The organism is Paraburkholderia sp. Cpub6 (genome assembly GCF_014201065.1).
Taxonomy (GTDB): domain Bacteria; phylum Pseudomonadota; class Gammaproteobacteria; order Burkholderiales; family Burkholderiaceae; genus Paraburkholderia; species Paraburkholderia tuberum.
In genome coordinates, this window is record NZ_JACHDM010000009.1 from 174,463 (window position 1) to 191,674 (window position 17,212).

A 17,212-nucleotide genomic window follows, 5' to 3' on the forward strand; every position below is an offset into this window, starting at 1 on the left:
ATTCCCGAACAGACAAAGAGCGGGACCACCGCATATCTCGGGATTTCAGGAGACACATTGATGCACCCCTCACCCTCTACCCTTTCGCCGGGACATTCAAAGGCCGCGGCGGTTTTCCGCGTGACGGCCGGAAATTTTCTGGAGCAGTTCGACTTCTTTCTGTTTGGCTTCTATGCGACGCAGATCGCCAACGTCTTCTTTCCGGCCGGGAGCGAATTTGCCTCGTTGATGATGACGTTCGCGGTCTTCGGTGCCGGTTTTCTGATGCGCCCGCTCGGCGCGGTCGTGCTCGGCGCGTACATCGACGACGTCGGCCGCCGCAAGGGGCTCATCGTCACGCTCTCCATCATGGCGAGCGGCACCATCCTCATTGCGTTCGTGCCGGGCTACGCGACCATTGGTCTTGTGGCGCCCGCGCTTGTGCTGCTCGGGCGGCTGTTGCAGGGCTTCTCCGCGGGTGCGGAGCTGGGCGGCGTGTCGGTGTATCTCGCCGAGATGGCCACGCCCGGCCGCAAGGGCTTCTTCACGAGCTGGCAGTCCGCGAGCCAGCAGGTGGCGATCGTCGTGGCCGCGGGCCTCGGCTTCGCGCTCAACCAATCGCTGGACGCCGCTACCATCGCGGCGTGGGGATGGCGCGTGCCGTTCTTCGTCGGCTGCATGATCGTGCCGTTCGTCTTCATCCTGCGTCGTAATCTGCAGGAAACCGAGGAGTTCAAGGCTCGCCAGCATCGCCCGAGCATGAAGGAGGTATTCACGACGCTGGTCCAGAACTGGACCGTCGTGATTGCAGGCATGATGCTGGTGGCGATGACCACCGCGAGCTTCTATCTCATCACGGTCTACGCGCCGACTTTCGGCAAGACGGTCCTGCACCTCAGCACCGCCGATAGTTTGCTTGTGACGCTGTGTGTGGCCGTGTCGAACTTCGTGTGGCTGCCGATCGGCGGAGCCCTCTCCGACAGGATCGGCCGCCGGCCGCTCCTCATCGCCATGACGGTGCTCGCCATCGCGACCGCGCACCCGGCCCTGTCGCTGCTCGCTCACGCGCCCAGCTTCCTCAACATGCTGCTCGCCCTCCTTTGGCTCTCGTTCATGTACGGCATCTATAACGGCGCGATGATCGTCGCACTGACGGAAGTGATGCCGGCGCAGGTACGCGTCGCGGGCTTCTCGCTCGCCTATAGCCTCGCGACCGCCGTATTCGGCGGTTTCACACCGGCGATCTCCACGGCGCTCATTCACATGACTGGCGACAAGGCCGCACCCGGCTACTGGATGAGCTTCGCGGCAGCGTGCGCCCTGATGGCGACGTTTGCACTCTATCGCCGCCGCGCAGCGACACTGACTCCGGCGCACTGATTCGCGTCTCGCTCCGCATGCGGCTAAACACACAATCTGACACGACTCCGATCATGAGAAATCTGTTTCTGAAACTATGCGCCGCAGCACTGGTCGCAACCTCGGCTGTTGCGGCGAACGTGCAAGCCGCCGACCTGCACGTCATGAGTTCGGGTGGCTTTACCGCAGCGTACAAGGTGCTCGGCCCGAAGTTCGCATCCGGGACGGGCAACACGCTCGACACCGCGCTTGGTCCGTCGATGGGCAAATCGCCCGAAGCGATCCCCAACCGGCTCGAGCGTGGCGAGCCCGCCGACGCCGTTATCATGGTCGGATATGCGCTTGACGAACTGATCCAGAAAGGCAAGGTCATCCCCGGATCGCGGGTCGAGCTGGCCGATTCGCGCATCGGCATGGTCGTGCGCGAAGGAGCGGTGAAACCCGATATCAGTTCGGCAGAAGGCCTCCGGCAGACCCTGCTGCATGCGAAGTCGATCGCGTACTCGGACAGCGCAAGCGGTGTCTACATTGAGCGGGAGTTGTTCAGGAAGCTCGGCATCGAGGATCAGGTCAAGCCGAAGGCGAAGATGATCCCGCGGATTCCAGTAGCCTCGGTGGTGGCGAACGGCGACTACGAAATCGGCTTCCAGCAGGTGAGCGAATTGCTGCCCGTCAAGGGGGCGACCTTCGTCGGAAAGATTCCTGAGTCCCTGCAGTCGGTCACGCGTTTCGCCGCCGGCATTCCCGTCAGCGCACAGCATCCGAAGGAAGCGAAAGCCCTGCTCGATTACCTCGCTTCACCTGGCGTCCAGGCAGACGTCAAATCGACAGGGCTAGACACCGTCTCCGCTCATTGACGCAAACCTGAATGAAGGCTTGCCTCAGGCGGCCTTCCTGTCACATCCCCGAGGTATCTCTCGCGGGATCCGCACCGTCCGCGCCGCCTGGCGCTGCCGCCCCCAGCATTCGCGCAAGACGCGTACGATCGCAAGCACCCTCCCACATCGAAACGAAGATCACCGCGCAGGCGTTGCTGATCACGCTCGTCAGGGCGCGCGCCTCGGACATGAAGCGGTCGATGCCGACCAGTAGCGCCACCCCGGCGACGGGCAGATCGGGAATCACCGTCAGCGTCGCGACGAGCGCCACTAATCCGCTGCCCGACACACCCGCCGCCCCCTTGGACGTGAGCAACATAACGGCGAGCATCATCGCGATCTGCGGCGCGGAAAGCGGCACGTCGCACGCCTGCGCGATGAACATCGAGGCGAGCGTCAGATAGATCGCGGTGCCGTCGAGATTGAACGAGTAGCCTGCGGGCAGCACAAGCCCCACAACGCCCTTGTCGCAGCCGAGCGCCTCAAGCTTCGCGATCAGGCGCGGCAGTACCGGCTCCGTCGACGATGTCGCGAGAACGATGAGCAACTCCTCGCGCATGTAGCGCAAGAGCCGCCAAAGTGCGAAGCCGTGCAGCCGCGCGAGCGGAGCGAGCACCAGTGCAATGAACAGCAGGCATGCCACGTAGAAGGACACCATCAACATCCCGAGCGATCCGACCGAGCGGATGCCGTAGCGGCCCACCGTGAAAGCCATCGCGCCGAATGCCCCGAGCGGAGCGAGTCGCATGATCATCGCGAGGATGCGGAACAGGGCCTGGGCAATGCCGTCGATGAGCGCGAGCACCGGCCTGCCCGCCTCCGGACAGGAATTTAGCGAAAAGCCGAAGAGCAGCGAGAGCAGCAGCACTGGCAGCACCTCGCCCTTGTCGAAGGCGCCAAGCATCGTCTCGGGGATGACGCTCAGCGCAAATGCGACAAGGCCGCCCGGCTGCGCGTGCTTCGCATATTGCGCGAGGATGCTCGCGTCCAGATGGTTAGCGTCGATGTGCATGCCCGCGCCGGGTCGCAGCACGAAGGCCGTGACGAGTCCGAGCGCAAGCGCCACGGCTGTCAAAAAATAGAAGAGTCCCAGCGCCTGAAAAATTGTGCGCCCGATGGCCTTCCCGCTCGCAAGCGACGTGATCCCCGAGACGATCGTGCAGAAAACGATCGGCGCAATCATCATCCTCACGAGGCCGATGAACCCGTCGCTCAAGGGCTTGAGCAGCGGGCTCGCTTGCGGCAAGAAGTGACCGAGCGCCATGCCGAGCATCATGCCCAGCAAAACCTGCAGATAGAGCGACCGAAGCGGTCTTGCCAACCTCACGATGCGGTTTTCCTGCCTGGCGGCTCTTTTGGAGACGTGTTATTGCCCACGGCATCGCTGCATGCGACGCCGCCGCGCTTCATCTCGACAATCGTTCTGTGAAACTCCTGCGCAGCCGGTGTAAGTGGACGTCCGCGGCGTCTCACGATTCCCACGCGCCGCTTCACCACCGGTTCGACGAGCGGCACGCTCGTGAGGATGGGGTGATCGCGCCCGGGCATGGCCATCGACGGCACTGCGGCGACACCGAGCCCCGCTTCGATTAAACCGAGCATGGTCGTTACGTGACGCGTCTCGCAGACGCTCGGCGCACGCGGCGCCACGGCCGACAGCGCCTGATCGAGCAGCAGTCGGTTGCCGGAAGTTTTGTCCACCGAGACGTACTCGTGCTCGTAAAGCTCGTTCCAGGTCACGCGTTTTTTGCGCGCGAGCGGGTGATCACGGCGGCAGGCGGCCACGAAGCGCTCCTGCAGCAGAACCTTGAACTCGACCTCGGACTCCTGGCTGCCCAGAAAGCTCACGCCGAAATCCGCCTCTCCGCTGATAACAGCGCCCAGCACCTCATTCGCGCTCATATCCAGCATCTTGACCCTGATGCGCGGGAAGCGGCGATGATAGCTCGCGACGGCGCTCGGCAGGAAGTAGTAGGCCACCGAAGGCACGCAGGCGATGGTGACACGTCCCAGTCGGCTCGAAGAAACATCGCGGATGCCGAGCAACGCGACGTCGAGATCATCAAGCAGCTGCTCGGCGCTCGGCGCGAATACCCGGCCGACGGTGGTGAGCGTGACGCTGCGCGTGGTGCGCTCGAATAGACGCACGCCGAGTGCTTCCTCGAGCTTGTCGATCCGGCGGCTCAAGGCCGGCTGCGAAATGCTCACCGCCTCGGCGGCCTTGCGGAAGCTTCCCAGTTCCACTACTGCTCGAAACGCCTGCAAGTCGTTCAAGTCGAAGTTGATACCCACGGAGTCATCCTCCCCATCCTGGATGTGGCTATTTTGCATGAAGCAGCTCAAAGCGCCCATTGCGAACTACGCCCGTTCGCTCGGCCCTCCGGCGGTACTGCAGACGTGAGGCGCGACGGGCCGGTTTCACGGACTCAGCCGTCATTCATATGAGAGACGCGGGCATCGCCCTCTGGCCGACAGCGGGCGAAAGCACGGCGCGCCAAAGTCGTGTGAGACAGCAGCAGGGCGCTAGAAAAGCGAGGCCTCTCGATGACAGTGTCGGTCGATACGCATCAACGCGACGGAGCGCTAAGCACCAGCGCCACCGCGCAGGCAGGTGCGAACGCGGCACCAGCGCCTGACGATGACATGACGCGCGCGGAGGCCATCGCGAGAAAGTTGATCGGGAAGAGCGATAGCTTGGGCTCTCATGACGCCGGTGAGGATTGAGTTCGACAACGCAGAGGCGCGGCCAATTGTTCAATGCCCGGCTGCACTGGCTGCTGCGGCATTCACCTTGGCCGTTGTCTTCACCCGGGTCAACGGAATGATCACCCGATCCCGAGATCAGTAAGCTGGTGCGGCATGACGAGCGTCGGTCGACTGGCCGGTCAAGCTGATATGAAAGCAAATATTGTCGATCATTCTTGACGTTCAAGCATAGCGAGCCGCTTTGGAGCGCTTCCGGGCGTCTTCTGTCAATGAGTACAGCCGGCCATGAAGCGCCGCTCGCCCTTTATCGACAGGGAGCGCTGATAGAGACGCGTCGGGTCCATACACACACACGAAATAGCCCAATATAGATCTGACCGAATGGAGCAGCCGCCGGGGGATCGCAGCTCGCTTGCGGGCAGCGGCGCTCGCAACAGGTCGTCGGGCTATTTGCCAAAATATGAACGTCGTTTATAATAGCGAATGGACGGCCGCAATCTGGCGGCGATCTAACGCTAGTCGTATGCGGGTGCTCTGTCATCGCGCAGGTATCCGGCTCGGCTTTAACCTTTACGCCGAAAGTTGTGGGTGGTTACGAGGTGTGGGCCACACTACACGAGGAGCTCGCCGTGCCACGCGAAGCCGTCACCGCCTGCCGCATCTGCGCCGGCAACTGTTCACTGCGCTTGACCCTGGACGACGCCGGACGCGTCGTTGCTGCGCGCGGCGACCGCGACAATCCGCTCACGCGCGGCTACGCCTGCATCAAGGGCGCGTATCTGCATGAGGCGCATAACAGCGCGGAGCGGCTCCTGCACCCGCTGAAACGGCAGCGCGATGGCAGTTTCGTGCAGATGCCGCTTGACGTGATGCTGGCCGAGATCGCGGCGCAACTCCAGGCACTGATCGAGCGCCACGGCGCCGATGCGGTCGCAGCCTTTCGCGGCACCATGAACTACTCTAACCTCGCCGCCAATCATATGTTGCCCGCCTTCCTCGCGGCGCTGGGTTCGAATTCGTTTTTCTCTACAATGACCATCGACCAGTCGGCCAAATGGGTGGCATTTGAGCGACTGGGCGGCTGGGCTGCCGGCAAAGATCCGTATGCGCTCGCCGACGCGCTATTGTTCGTCGGCACCAATCCGCTGGTGTCGCTATCCACGTTCAACTTTGCATTGCAGAATCCGGTCAAGCAGCTCCACGAAGCGAAGGAGCGCGGCCTTAAGCTGGTGGTGATTGATCCACGAGAGACCGAGACCGCCCGCCATGCCGATGTCTTCCTGCAGGTGCTGCCGGGCGAGGACCCGACCGTCCTGGCTGGCCTGCTGCGCATCATTCTGTGTCGCGGCTGGCACGATGCTGAATTCTGCGCGCGCTACGTCAAGGACCTGCGACGACTGGCGCGCGCGGTCGAGCCGTTCACGCCCGAATACGTCGCCCAGCGCGCCGGCGTAAGCGTCGAAGGGCTCGAAGCCGCCGCTGCGGCCTTCGCGGAACCGGTCCGGGAGGCCGGTGGCCTGCGCCGCAAGCGTGGCTCGGCCGCGTCGGGAACCGGGCCCAACATGGCGCCGCACTCCAATCTGGCCGAGCATCTGGTCGAATGCCTCAACGTCGTGTGTGGCCGCTTCGCTCGCCCCGGCGACCCTGTACCGAACCCCGGCGTAGTCGCCCCACGCTACCAGCGCCGGGCCGAAGTGATTGCGCCACGCCGTTCCTGGGAATCCGGCTGGAAGAGCCGTGTCGGCGGCTATGGCATGCTGTTCGGCCAGAAGATGAGCGGCACGCTGGCCCAGGAAATCACTACGCCCGGCGCCGGCCAGATCCGCGCGCTGTTGGTCGACGGCGGCAATCCAGTCGATGCCGTGCCCGACCAGCGCCGCATCGCCGATGCGCTGCGCCAACTGCAACTGCTGGTATGCATCGAGCCTTTCATGACTAACACTGCGCGGCTCGCGCACTATGTGATTCCACCGAAGCTGATGTTCGAGCGCGCCGACCTGCATTCGCGCGACTATGAGTCCTACATCATGTTTCAGCCTTACGCACAATACTCGGCCGCCGTGGCGACGCCGCCGGAGGGATCCGAAGTCGTGGACGACTGGTTCGTATTCTGGGATCTGGCGCGGCGCCTGGGCAAGACCATCATATTCGACGACGTTCCGCTCGATATGCGCGCAGCTCCGACCACCGAAGAGCTGCTGGCGATCCTGGTTCGCCACGGCTCGATCTCATTTGACGAACTGAAGCTGTACCCACAAGGGAAGGTCTACGAGATCGAACCGATGATCGTGCAGCCCGGCGAGCCAGGGAACGCCGCGCGCTTCGACGTGATGCCGGACGACGTCGAGTGCGAACTGGCGGGCGTACTGAACGAAGCGGGGGCGCCGGCGGGGTTCACGCATCGCCTGGCGGTGCGGCGCGTGCGCGACGTGCAGAACACCATGTACCACCACCTGCCCGCGGTCCGCCGACGCATGCCGTTCAATCCGGCCTTTGTGCATCCCGATGACCTGGCTGCTCAAGGACTGACCGAAGGCCAGTGCGTGGCCATTGTTTCGCCGCACGGCCGCATTCGAGCCATCGTCAAAGGGGACGCCGCGCTGCGCCGAGGCGTCGTGTCCATCCCGCACGGCTGGGGACCGATGCCCGACGAGGAGCCCGAGACCTACGCCGGCGCCAATCCAAACCAGTTGCTCAGCACTACAGTTGGTCTTGATCCGATCAACGCCATGCCGGTAATGAGCGCGATGCCGGTACGCATCGAAGCTGTAGTCTGAATCGCAAGAGAGAACCCCGTTCGAATCGAACGATTTGTTTCCGAGCGCGACGATGCCGCTACCCGGCCGTCCTGCCGTCGATACGCTACTGCGGGTCGTGCAACAAACTGAGCGCAGCCCAACGCGTTGGCCGATTACCGCCCGCGGCTGGCGCCCGTAGAACACGCTAAGGCTTGACGAATCTTAGCGTCATGCGATCCGATTCACCGATTGCGGCGTAGCGCGAGCGGTCGACGTCACCGCCCGCGTAGCCCGGCGGCAGCGACCATACGCCATGCGGATAATCTTTCGTATCTCGCGCGTTCGCGTTGATTTCGCTGCGTTGCGCAAGCACGAAGCCGGCCGCCTGTGCCCGGTCAATCACGAAAGCTTCAGTCACATATCCGGTTTCGATCATCTGCTGTACCGTCGAGCCGGGCCGGGCGCGATGTTCTTCCACGCCAAGTTCGCCCCCGTGCTTCAGCGCGTCATGGAACGCACGCAGATTGGCATCGAGCTGCCCATCCTTGATCCAGTTGTGAATGTTGCGAAAAGTAAGCACGCGATCGAACCGCTCGTGTGCATCGAAGCCGAAAAACTGGCCCGCGTGCAATGTGCCGACCACGACGTTCCCGTAGATTGCGGGGGCGCCCGCGAGCTTACGCAAATACTCTGCATCGATTGACCGGTCTTCCGAGGCCAGGTCCTCGGACGTGCTCAGATATTGCGCTTCGTACAGGTGACCCGCGTCGTGCAGATAGGGCGCCAGAATGTCCGTGTACCACCCGCCGCCCGGCGCGATCTCCAGCACGGTTTGCGTCGGACTCAGATCGAAGAAGCGCAACGTCTGCGCAGGGTGACGATAGACGTCGCGCGCCCGGGCGGTCTGACTGCGTTGCGGATTGGCGACCGCCAGGTCGAGCGCCTTCGCCTCGGAAGCTTGCGAAGGCGTGACATGACCGCTCAGCTGTGAGGAGGAAACGCATCCGGCCATGATCGTCGCGATCACCGTCATCGCGAAACGGACAGCACGACGCTTCGAATATTCCACCAGGGTCGAGCGCACGAGAATCGGCTTCATAGGCACCACGCGGAGTTGAGATGGCACACACGATACCCGCTCCTTCGAAGTTCGTGTTTGCCGCACTGCTGGCCGGTGCATCGATGTCCGCGCATGCCGTCGCGCCGGGAAGGACCCCAGTCCTCGAACCCGCGTGTCAGGGAGCGGGCGATGCCTTGTAGGTGTCTTCTATTGCCGTCAGCGTATCGAACGCGAGGTCCAGGTTCTGTTTGAAACTATCGAGCACCTTTCGTTCGCGGGTGGGGCGCGTTCATTTCATTCTCACGCAATGACTTAGACCGGAAAACCTACCGGGACCAAATAGACGACGGTCTGGGCGTGAGGCAGGCCGAGCTTGCGCGCCGCCGGAGCTCCGTCGACGGCGCCCACGGTCACCGCGACGAGCCCAAGCGAGACGACCTGGAGCAGCATGTTCTGGGTCGCGTGCCCGACCTCGAGATCGGCATACAGATTCGCTCTCCCGCCATACCTCGCGGTCAGCCGACTGGGGTCGGCGGCCACCACGAGCAAGGCCGGGGCCGCCTCGACGGACGCCTGGTTGACCGCCAGTGCTCTCAGCTCGGGGCGCAGGTCGTGGGTCGCCCGCGTCTCGGCCCGGTGGCCATCAGGCAGATAGTGCATCACCTCCGTGGGGGTCACCACGTAAAGCTCGAGCGCGTACAAAGCGCCGGCCGCCGGAGCCGCGCGCTTGCCGTCCGAGCTGGTGATGCCCTGCCCGGCCCACAGCAGTTGGCCAATGGCCTCGACCGGCAGCGGCTTTGGCGCGAATCTGCGCACGGACCTGCGCTTCTCGATGGCTTCTTCGAGGGACATCGTGCCTTTGAGGTTGGGCTTGGGCAGATCGATCTGACCGGTGAATTTCGCCTGGCTTGCCTGCGCCAGGCCGGTAGAACCCTCCGCGAGCGCGCCTGCGGCCAGCGCAACCAACAGTTCACGGCGTTTCATCGGCACCTCCATCAGCAAAAAAGCAGGCTGGCTGGCAGAGCCTGCAGCCTGCGCGAATCTCAGTGCTGCACATTTGCCGCCTCGTCTGTTGCGGGGCGGTCCGTCGAGCGGCAATGGCGCAGTCGACCACTCGCGCGGAGCAAACACGAACACGGCTAAGCGACGGAACCCACGACCGGTGTGCGCCGCACTTCCGACAGGTAGATCAGGATCAGCGAAACCCAGACGATCCCGGTGACGACGCCCATGGAGCGAACTATCTTGTCGTGCTGCCAGCGCTGGCGGTAAGCATCCTCCCATTGCCGGTCTTCATCTGTGACAGCACCATGACCGTCCGAGAACTGGGGACGGGGGCCGTAAAGTAACGTAGCCTGTCCAGAAAGTGGCTCATGCGCGTCCTGCCTCTATCAGATCAGGCCGGTGCAAGCTCAAAGCGATGCCCGGCACGCAAGCACCTAAACGCCATCTGGCATAGTGACAGGTACGGTGTCTGCCTCAATCGGACTTTGGTCCTACAATCGCCGCCCGCGGGTGGTGTAGGGTTGTCACGCGCAACCGACAGGAGAGCAATCATGTGCCGCTGGCTCGCTTATACCGGCAATCCGCTTCAGCTCGAAACCGTGCTGTTCAACGCCCGGCATTCGCTGATCGATCAGAGCATGCATTCCCGGCTCGGCGCCACCACCACCAATGGCGACGGTTTCGGGATCGGCTGGTATGGACATCCCACTGACATTCCGTTTCGCTACCGCTGCATCCAGCCCGCGTGGAGCGACCGCAATCTACGCGAGGCCGCGCGGGCAATCCACTCGCCGCTGTTCGTCGCGCACGTGCGCGCGGCGACCGATACGCCGTCGCAGGAAACCAACTGTCATCCGTTCCGCCACGGCCGCTGGCTGTTCGCGCACAACGGCCTGGTGCGCAACTATCCGGCGGTGCGCCGCGACCTGATGGTGAAGATCGACGCCGATCTGTTCGCGTCCATCGAAGGCTCGACCGATTCCGAGGTGCTGTTTTTTCTCGCGCTGACCTTCGGGCTGGAGCTCGCGCCCGTCACCGCGCTCGAACGGATGGTCGGATTCGTCGAAGCCACCGGCCGCCGGCATGGCGTGGATGAACCGCTGAACATGACCGTGTGCGCGACCGACGGCGAGCAGATCATCGCGGTCCGCTATTCGAGCGAAGGACAGTCGCGCTCGCTGTTTCACAGCACGTCGTTCCGTCATCTGCGCGAGTTGTATCCCGACGACGAGCGCATCAAGACGGCCGGCGAGAATGCGTTCCTCGTGTTGTCCGAGCCGCTCGCGGACTTGCCGGGCTTTTGGGAGGAAATTCCCGAGAGCACGGCGGTGGTCGCGCGCGGCGGCGAGATTGGGCAGTATGCGTTCAAGCCGCGACTGGACTGAGCCGCGCTGGCGCCCGCGCAGTTGCGAAGGATCCGTTTCGATACGTGGGTTGGCATGGGGGTGTCCAACTTCGTCGCATTCTTCATCATGTTGACGGCGGCGGCTACGCTGCATCTGCATCACATCGACGTGAAGACCTCGGCCGATGCCGCGCGCGCGCTCGAGCCGTTTGCCGGGCGCTTCGCTTACGTCCTGTTTGCGCTCGGCATCATCGGAACCGGCCTGCTTGCGCTGCCGGTCCTCGCCGGCTCGGCCGCCTACGCCGCCGCGGGCAGCTTTCGCTGGCGCAGCAGTCTCGCGTTGCACCTGACACTCGCGCGTGAATTCTATGCGGTGATCGCACTGGCCATCCTGGGCGGTGTGGCCATCACCTTCATGCACTTCGACCCGATCCGCGCGCTGTGCTGGAGCGCGGTGATCAATGGCGTGACCGCGGTGCCGATCATGGTCATCATGATGCTGATGGCGCGAAGCCGGCGGGTCATGGGACAGTTCGCCGTCAAGGGCGTGTTGGCCTGGGGAGGATGGCTCGCAACGCTCGCGATGGCGCTGGCGGCTGTGGGCGTGTTCGTACCGTCGTAACAGACGCGTGCCACCGCGAACCCGGCTTTCGCACGGAACAGCGGTGCACCGCAATTCGGGCCGCACGGGTCGCGTAACGGCAGGCGAATCTGAACTTCCCCGTTTCAGGTTCGTCTGAACGGTGCATCCGCCCGCGCCAGCGCCGTCACATGCTGACGGTTTGCCGACAACAGCGTGGCCGCTCCCGTTCGACGATCAAGGAGGATTGCAAATGCCGAAAAAGCGTTCAGATGAATCGCCAGCCGCACGCGGCAACCGCAGCGACAGGATTCTCGCCGCGCCCGTTTTCTCGCAGCCACAACCCACGCCGGACCCGCAAACTTTCGTGGTCAGGCACGCATCCGATGCCGCAGCCTACAAGGTCATCGACGAACTGAACCGCGAGCACAAGCTGAAGGCGCTGCCGTTTCCGCCACCGCGCGGCGGCACCGAGCCCCGGCTGACGTTTGCGGAGGTGGTGGACAACAACCAGAAGCTCCTCGATACGATCAGCGCGAACGGACAGATCGTCTTTCACGCCACCGGCGATTGCGGCAGTACGAAAGGTCCGGCCACCCAGAATGAAGTTTCGGACAAGATGGTCAGCGACTTCGACGAAGCCGATCCCGCCGAGGTGCCGCAATTCAACTTCCTGCTGGGCGACATCGTCTACAGCTTTGGCGAAGCGCAGTACTACTACGATCAGTTCTATGATCCGTACCGCAACTATCATGCGCCGATTCTCGCCGCTGCCGGCAATCACGACGGAATGGTTTCGCCGTTGCAGCACGAGAAGAGCCTGCAGGCGTTTCTGAGGAACTTCTGCTCCGAGCGCTTCCAGGTCTCTCCCGATGCGGGCAATCTTTCACGGACGGCGCAAATTCAGCCAGGCGTTTTCTTCACGTTCGAGGCGCCGTTCGTGCGCATCATTGCGTTGTACAGCAATACGCTCGAGGACCCAGGCGTGATCGCGGACCGTCACATCGGCAACAGCCAGCTGAAGTTCCTGAAGGCGGCGCTATTGCGGGTGAAGAAAGAGAACTATCGAGGCGCCCTGCTTTTCGCGCATCACCATCCGCCCTATGTGGCGCGCGGCCGTCATGGCTGGAGCGTCGACATGCAACAGCAGATCGATACGGTTTGCAATGAGGTCGGTATCTGGCCGCATGCCGACCTCGCGGGACACGCGCACAACTATCAGCGCTTTACGCGAACCCGTTCCGATGGCACCCACATCCCTTACATCGTTTGCGGGAACGGCGGTCACGCCGTGCAGCGACTCACCACCAACGGACAGCCGCCCCTTCGCGCGCCGCAGCTGATCCAGGCTGCGTCGAAAGACACGGATGCCGTGGTCCTCGAAAGCTACGACGACCGCAACTTCGGCTATTTACGGCTCGTCGCCAACGCGAGGCAACTGCGTATCGAATACCATCCCGCCGTTGACGGACCCAACACGAAGACCCCCGACGATCAGGTGACCATCGATCTGGCCACCCGGCAGGTCGCTCACTACGTGGCTCGCGACTCGGGAATACCCGCTCTTGCGGAGCGCATTCGTCAGTTCGCGCAGGTCAAGCCCCAGCAAGGCTGATGGGTGCGCAATCCGCCCCCGATCTCACGCGAACCGCGGTTCCCGCGCGTTTCCCCGCATTAAAGATTTGTGACTTCCTACCGTAATAATGAAAGTGAGGCGGCTCGCAGCGTTCGAGCCGTCGCTCAACCCGGTAGTCGGAGAACAGCGTGAGATTCAAAGCGGCTTCGTGCCCTAAAGAAACCAGCCCGATTGAGTCCCGGGTCGATAGCGACGCGCATGCCAATGGCTGGTCAGCCCGCAACCAGCAGTTTCTTTCCTATTTCCTGTCGCGGTACGGTCAACGCAGGACCATCCCGTTGTCGAGTCTCTGCATTGCCGTCGTTGCCGGCGTTGGCATCGGTGCTCTTGTGCATCAAGCAGTCAGCGAAGCGGCGGCTACGCTGCGTGTCGCATTGTCGATGGTATCGGGCGTCGCCGGTCTCGCGATCGTTCGTCGCAAACTCGGCCTGGATTACGCGCGGCAAAGCGCCGCCACCGCACTGGCGAGCGGGCTTCTGCACGCGAATCGCGACTGCCTGAAGGTGCTCGCCACCGACGGAAAAATTCTCCGGGTGTCGGAGCATGGCGCGATGTTGATGGAAGCGGAGTCACCGGAGCAACTGTCCGGCGCGGACTGGCTCGCATTCTGGACCGGCGAGGACCGCGCGGCCGCCGAGAAGGCTTTGGCGGGCGGCGTTTCCGGCAAGAGCACATCGTTCACTGGAAGCTGCGCGACGACGAGGGGGCGTACCAGGTGGTGGAACTCCACGCTCACGCCAGTGACGGGCGACGACGGTGCGGTGAGCGCGCTGCTTTGTGCTTCCGAGGACGTCACCCAGCAATCCGAGCTGTTGAAGACACTGCGCGAACGCGATGAATTGATGCATGAGATGGAGTTGCATGTCCGCCTCGTGTTCTATTCGTACAGCTCGCATTTTGAACACTGTCATCATGTCAGCGCAGGTGTCGAAAGCGTGTTCGGCATTACGCCTCAAGAGCTTGGCAACAGGCCTTCCGCGTGGCTCGATCTCGTGGTGCCGGAGGATCTGGAGCCATTGCTCGCCGAGATGAACCGCGTCGCGTCCGAAGTGGCGGAAGGTCGCGTCGAATACCGCATCCGCCGTCCGGATGGTTGCCTGCGCTGGATCAGAAGCACGGCCTATCCCGTGTGCGACGGCTCCGCGAACGTGGTGCGCATCGTCGGTGTCAGCGAAGACATCACGCTGGAACAGGAACGCCTCGCGGCGCTCGACCATCTGGCCTACACCGATGGGCTGACGGGTTTGGCTAATCGGGGCGCGCTGATCCGCCAGATGAAGACGCTTTGCAGGCAGAACGTCGCCTTCAGTCTGATGTTCGTCGATCTCGACCGATTCAAGGTCCTGAACGATACGCTGGGCCATACGGCCGCTGACCGTCTGTTGCAGGACATCGCCAAAGTCATTCAGGGAGCGCTTGCGCCGGATGCCTGTGTAGCGCGCCTCGGCGGAGACGAGTTCGCGGTGATCGTCAGGGGCGAGAGCGACAAGGCCACGTTGGCGAGCCTGGCGCAGTCTCTTCTCAACCTGTTTTCAAGCGACGTTCGAAAAGACCACGCCGCGCCATTCGTCACGGCGTCGATCGGCATATCGATCTTTCCCGAGCACGGCCGCGATCACGAGGCGCTGCTGACGAGCGCGGATATCGCGATGTATGCGGCGAAAAAAGGCGGTCGCAACGGCTTCCGGTTCGCCGACGAAGCATCCAGCGATGTGCTCGGCGATTTCGAACTGGAGTGCAATCTGCCCACGGCGCTGGCGTCGAACCAATTCGTGCTGCATTTCCAGGGTATTCATGAGCCAGCCTCTCTGGCGGTGAAAGGCGTCGAAGCACTGGTTCGATGGAATCATCCAGCACGAGGCCTGGTGGGTCCAGGCAGCTTCATTCCGATCCTCGAAGAAAGCGGGTTCATCGTCGAAGTCGGGGCATGGGTCGTGGACGCGGCCCTCGCTCAACTGGCCGTCTGGCAGGCCGCTGGAAGGAAAGAGCTGTCCATGTCGGTGAACGTGTCCGCGCGTCAGCTCAGGGATGACTCGCTTGTCGCCATAGTCGACCAGGCGCTGCGAAAACACCGGGTGCCGCCGCGCTGCCTCCAGATCGAACTGACCGAAAGCGCGTTGATGGAAAACCCCTCGCTCGCGCAGGCAACGCTGATGGCGCTCAAGCGGCTTGGCGTGCGCATCGCCATCGACGACTTCGGCACGGGATACTCGAGCCTGCGTTATCTGGCCGATTTTTCGCCGGACATCGTCAAGATCGACCGCTCGTTTACGGCCCGGCTGGGCCGCGACGCGGCGGCCGCGTCGATCGTTCGGGGCATCATTCAGATGTCGCACGAACTCGGCATCAAGGTGACGGCCGAAGGTGTCGAAACGCATCAACAGCTGCATGCGCTGCGCGACGCAGGCTGCGACTACGTGCAAGGGTTCTTTTTGACGAAGCCGATGAATGCGGAGAATCTGGTTCAGTGCGAAAGCGCTGTGTCCTCGTCCGCAGCGGGAACGACTAGCTGCTGCTCCCGCTGAGAAACAGGTCCGCGACGACCGAGCGCAGCCAGCAATTGCCGGCTTCGTGATGGTACTTCGCGTGCCAATGCTGGCGCACCGCGAACTTGTCCACCGGGAAAGGACACGAATGTACGACGACGTCGTTCATTTGCGCCAGCGTTTCGCCAATGTGTCGGGGCAACGTAGCAATCAGATCGGTCGACTTGACGATCGATCCGAGTCCGAGGAATCCGGGCAATTCAAGCACGACGTCGCGTTCGATGTGCTCACGCAGCAACGCCTGTTCGAGCAGTTGCCCGCCCGTGCCAGCCGCAATGACGACGTGCCCCTCGCTACCGTATTGCTTCAGGCTCAGCCGCGCACGCACGCGAGGATGATTCCGGTTGGCAAGGCACACCCAGTCCTGCATATAAAGCTTTTGCTGGTACATACCGCCGCCCAGCCATGGCACGTGCCCGATCGCAAGATCCGCCTCGCCGGATTCGAGCGCCCTCTCCGTATTGCCGTCGATCCTTGCCGCTTCCAGCCGAACGCCTGGCGCCTGCGCCCGCAAGTGCGCCAACATTCTCGGCAGGAGCGTAATGTGGCTCGCGTCCGTCATGCAAATACGAAACCGTCGTTTGGCAGTGGCGGGATCGAAAGAAATCTCCCACGCAGCGAACCGACGCAGCGACTCGAGAATTTCCCTGCACGGTCCGATCAACGCGTCCGCCTGCGGAGTGGGCGTCATGCCGCCCGGCGTGCGAACGAACAGTGGATCCTGCAAATGCTCGCGCAAGCGACCCAACCAGATGCTGACCGTCGGCTGACTTTGGCCGAGTTGCTCAGCGGCGCGCGTGACACTTCTCACGTCGTAAAGCAGGTCGAAAAGCTGAAGCAGCTTGAGGTCTGGGAGGTCAGTGGTACTCATGGCCGTATTGTCGTTCGCAATATCGCCATTGTATCCATTGCGTCGGGCGCATGTCCCCGGCTCTCAGCCCGCGGCAGATACGGCCGCCCGCAGTCCGAGCACATAGCTTTCGATCCCGAACCCGCAAATCTGTCCTTTCACGATCTCCGCGAAAACCGATTTGTGCCGGAACGCTTCGCGAGCGTGGATGTTCGACATGTGAATTTCGATCACCGGCACGGTCAATATCGCCAGTGCATCGCGAATGCCGTAACTGTCGTGCGTCCATGCACCCGCGTTGATCAGCACGCCGTCGACGTCGTCAGTGAAAGCCTGGTGAATCCGCAGACACATGTCGCCTTCGCTGTTGGTCTGGTAGCTCTGCACCTCGACTCCCAGGTCTTGGGCGAGGGCCTGCAGTCGAGCGTCGATGTCTTCGAGGGTGACCGTCCCGTACTGAACGGGATCGCGTTTGCCGAACATGTTGTGGTTGATGCCGTGCAGCATCAGAAACTGTTTCATCGTGTTGA

At 62.8% G+C, this 17,212-nt stretch carries 12 protein-coding genes and 2 pseudogenes; 7 read left to right on the forward strand and 7 right to left on the reverse strand.

What is annotated here, in order from left to right:
• Positions 1 to 60 precede the first annotated feature (60 nt).
• Both HDG33_RS18010 and HDG33_RS18015 read left to right on the forward strand, forming a co-directional pair.
• Complete coding sequence (locus tag HDG33_RS18010) at positions 61 to 1,359, forward strand: MFS transporter (RefSeq protein ID WP_184031875.1); 1,299 nt, start codon at positions 61 to 63, stop codon at positions 1,357 to 1,359.
• 53 nt (positions 1,360 to 1,412) lie between these two features.
• Entirely contained in the window at positions 1,413 to 2,195 is a 783-nt protein-coding gene (locus HDG33_RS18015) for a substrate-binding domain-containing protein (RefSeq protein ID WP_184031659.1), read from the forward strand.
• A 40-nt stretch (positions 2,196 to 2,235) separates the two neighbouring features.
• On the opposite strand, the gene dctA is transcribed toward HDG33_RS18015, so the two are convergent.
• A complete protein-coding gene (gene dctA, locus HDG33_RS18020) occupies positions 2,236 to 3,543 on the reverse strand; it encodes a C4-dicarboxylate transporter DctA (protein ID WP_184031664.1) in 1,308 nt (435 codons plus the stop codon).
• Positions 3,540 to 4,508 carry a LysR family transcriptional regulator gene (locus HDG33_RS18025; protein ID WP_184031877.1) on the reverse strand — a complete coding sequence of 323 codons (969 nt, stop codon included), beginning with the start codon at positions 4,506 to 4,508 and terminating at the stop codon, positions 3,540 to 3,542. The genes dctA and HDG33_RS18025 overlap by 4 nt, the downstream gene beginning before the upstream one ends.
• Before the next feature lie 1,043 nt (positions 4,509 to 5,551).
• Between HDG33_RS18025 and HDG33_RS38065 the strand changes: the two genes are divergently transcribed.
• Complete coding sequence (locus tag HDG33_RS38065) at positions 5,552 to 7,699, forward strand: molybdopterin-dependent oxidoreductase (RefSeq protein ID WP_184031673.1); 2,148 nt, start codon at positions 5,552 to 5,554, stop codon at positions 7,697 to 7,699.
• A gap of 166 nt (positions 7,700 to 7,865) precedes the next feature.
• On the opposite strand, the gene HDG33_RS18035 is transcribed toward HDG33_RS38065, so the two are convergent.
• The 3 genes and pseudogenes from HDG33_RS18035 to HDG33_RS38260 all read right to left on the reverse strand — a co-directional run.
• The gene (locus HDG33_RS18035) at positions 7,866 to 8,759 is read right to left on the reverse strand and encodes a methyltransferase (protein ID WP_221311448.1); all 894 of its coding nucleotides are present in this window, start codon (positions 8,757 to 8,759) and stop codon (positions 7,866 to 7,868) included.
• A gap of 273 nt (positions 8,760 to 9,032) precedes the next feature.
• Entirely contained in the window at positions 9,033 to 9,704 is a 672-nt protein-coding gene (locus tag HDG33_RS18040; protein WP_184031677.1) for a SagB/ThcOx family dehydrogenase, read from the reverse strand.
• Between the two features lie 248 nt (positions 9,705 to 9,952).
• Positions 9,953 to 10,095, reverse strand: a pseudogene (locus tag HDG33_RS38260) (nitrate reductase); the annotation flags it as partial.
• Between the two features lie 181 nt (positions 10,096 to 10,276).
• Between HDG33_RS38260 and HDG33_RS18050 the strand changes: the two are divergent.
• From HDG33_RS18050 to HDG33_RS18065, 4 genes and pseudogenes are all read left to right on the forward strand, one after another.
• Positions 10,277 to 11,110: a class II glutamine amidotransferase gene (locus HDG33_RS18050; protein WP_184031684.1), complete on the forward strand. Its 834-nt coding sequence runs from the start codon at positions 10,277 to 10,279 to the stop codon at positions 11,108 to 11,110.
• A 9-nt stretch (positions 11,111 to 11,119) separates the two neighbouring features.
• Positions 11,120 to 11,692, forward strand: a pseudogene (locus HDG33_RS18055) (divalent metal cation transporter); the annotation flags it as partial.
• A 211-nt stretch (positions 11,693 to 11,903) separates the two neighbouring features.
• The gene (locus tag HDG33_RS18060; protein ID WP_184031698.1) at positions 11,904 to 13,265 is read left to right on the forward strand and encodes a metallophosphoesterase; all 1,362 of its coding nucleotides are present in this window, start codon (positions 11,904 to 11,906) and stop codon (positions 13,263 to 13,265) included.
• Positions 13,266 to 13,615: 350 nt separating this feature from the next.
• Complete coding sequence (locus HDG33_RS18065; RefSeq protein ID WP_311548337.1) at positions 13,616 to 15,811, forward strand: EAL domain-containing protein; 2,196 nt, start codon at positions 13,616 to 13,618, stop codon at positions 15,809 to 15,811.
• Here the strand turns inward: HDG33_RS18065 and HDG33_RS18070 are convergent.
• Positions 15,792 to 16,703, reverse strand: coding sequence for a LysR family transcriptional regulator (locus HDG33_RS18070; protein ID WP_184031701.1), 912 nt, complete (start codon positions 16,701 to 16,703; stop codon positions 15,792 to 15,794). The two genes, HDG33_RS18065 and HDG33_RS18070, sit on opposite strands and share 20 nt — an antisense overlap.
• Positions 16,704 to 16,766: 63 nt before the next feature.
• The gene (gene aroQ, locus HDG33_RS18075; protein WP_184031703.1) at positions 16,767 to 17,204 is read right to left on the reverse strand and encodes a type II 3-dehydroquinate dehydratase; all 438 of its coding nucleotides are present in this window, start codon (positions 17,202 to 17,204) and stop codon (positions 16,767 to 16,769) included.
• Positions 17,205 to 17,212 lie beyond the last annotated feature (8 nt).

Coding starts and splice junctions, on each gene's coding strand:
- HDG33_RS18010 (WP_184031875.1), top strand. CDS start 61: ATGCACCCCTCACCCTCTACCCTTTCGCCGGGACATTCAAAGGCCGCG.
- HDG33_RS18015 (WP_184031659.1), top strand. CDS start 1,413: ATGAGAAATCTGTTTCTGAAACTATGCGCCGCAGCACTGGTCGCAACC.
- HDG33_RS18035 (WP_221311448.1), bottom strand. CDS start 8,759: ATGAAGCCGATTCTCGTGCGCTCGACCCTGGTGGAATATTCGAAGCGT.
- HDG33_RS18040 (WP_184031677.1), bottom strand. CDS start 9,704: ATGAAACGCCGTGAACTGTTGGTTGCGCTGGCCGCAGGCGCGCTCGCG.
- HDG33_RS18050 (WP_184031684.1), top strand. CDS start 10,277: ATGTGCCGCTGGCTCGCTTATACCGGCAATCCGCTTCAGCTCGAAACC.
- HDG33_RS18060 (WP_184031698.1), top strand. CDS start 11,904: ATGCCGAAAAAGCGTTCAGATGAATCGCCAGCCGCACGCGGCAACCGC.
- HDG33_RS18070 (WP_184031701.1), bottom strand. CDS start 16,703: ATGAGTACCACTGACCTCCCAGACCTCAAGCTGCTTCAGCTTTTCGAC.
- aroQ (WP_184031703.1), bottom strand. CDS start 17,204: ATGAAACAGTTTCTGATGCTGCACGGCATCAACCACAACATGTTCGGC.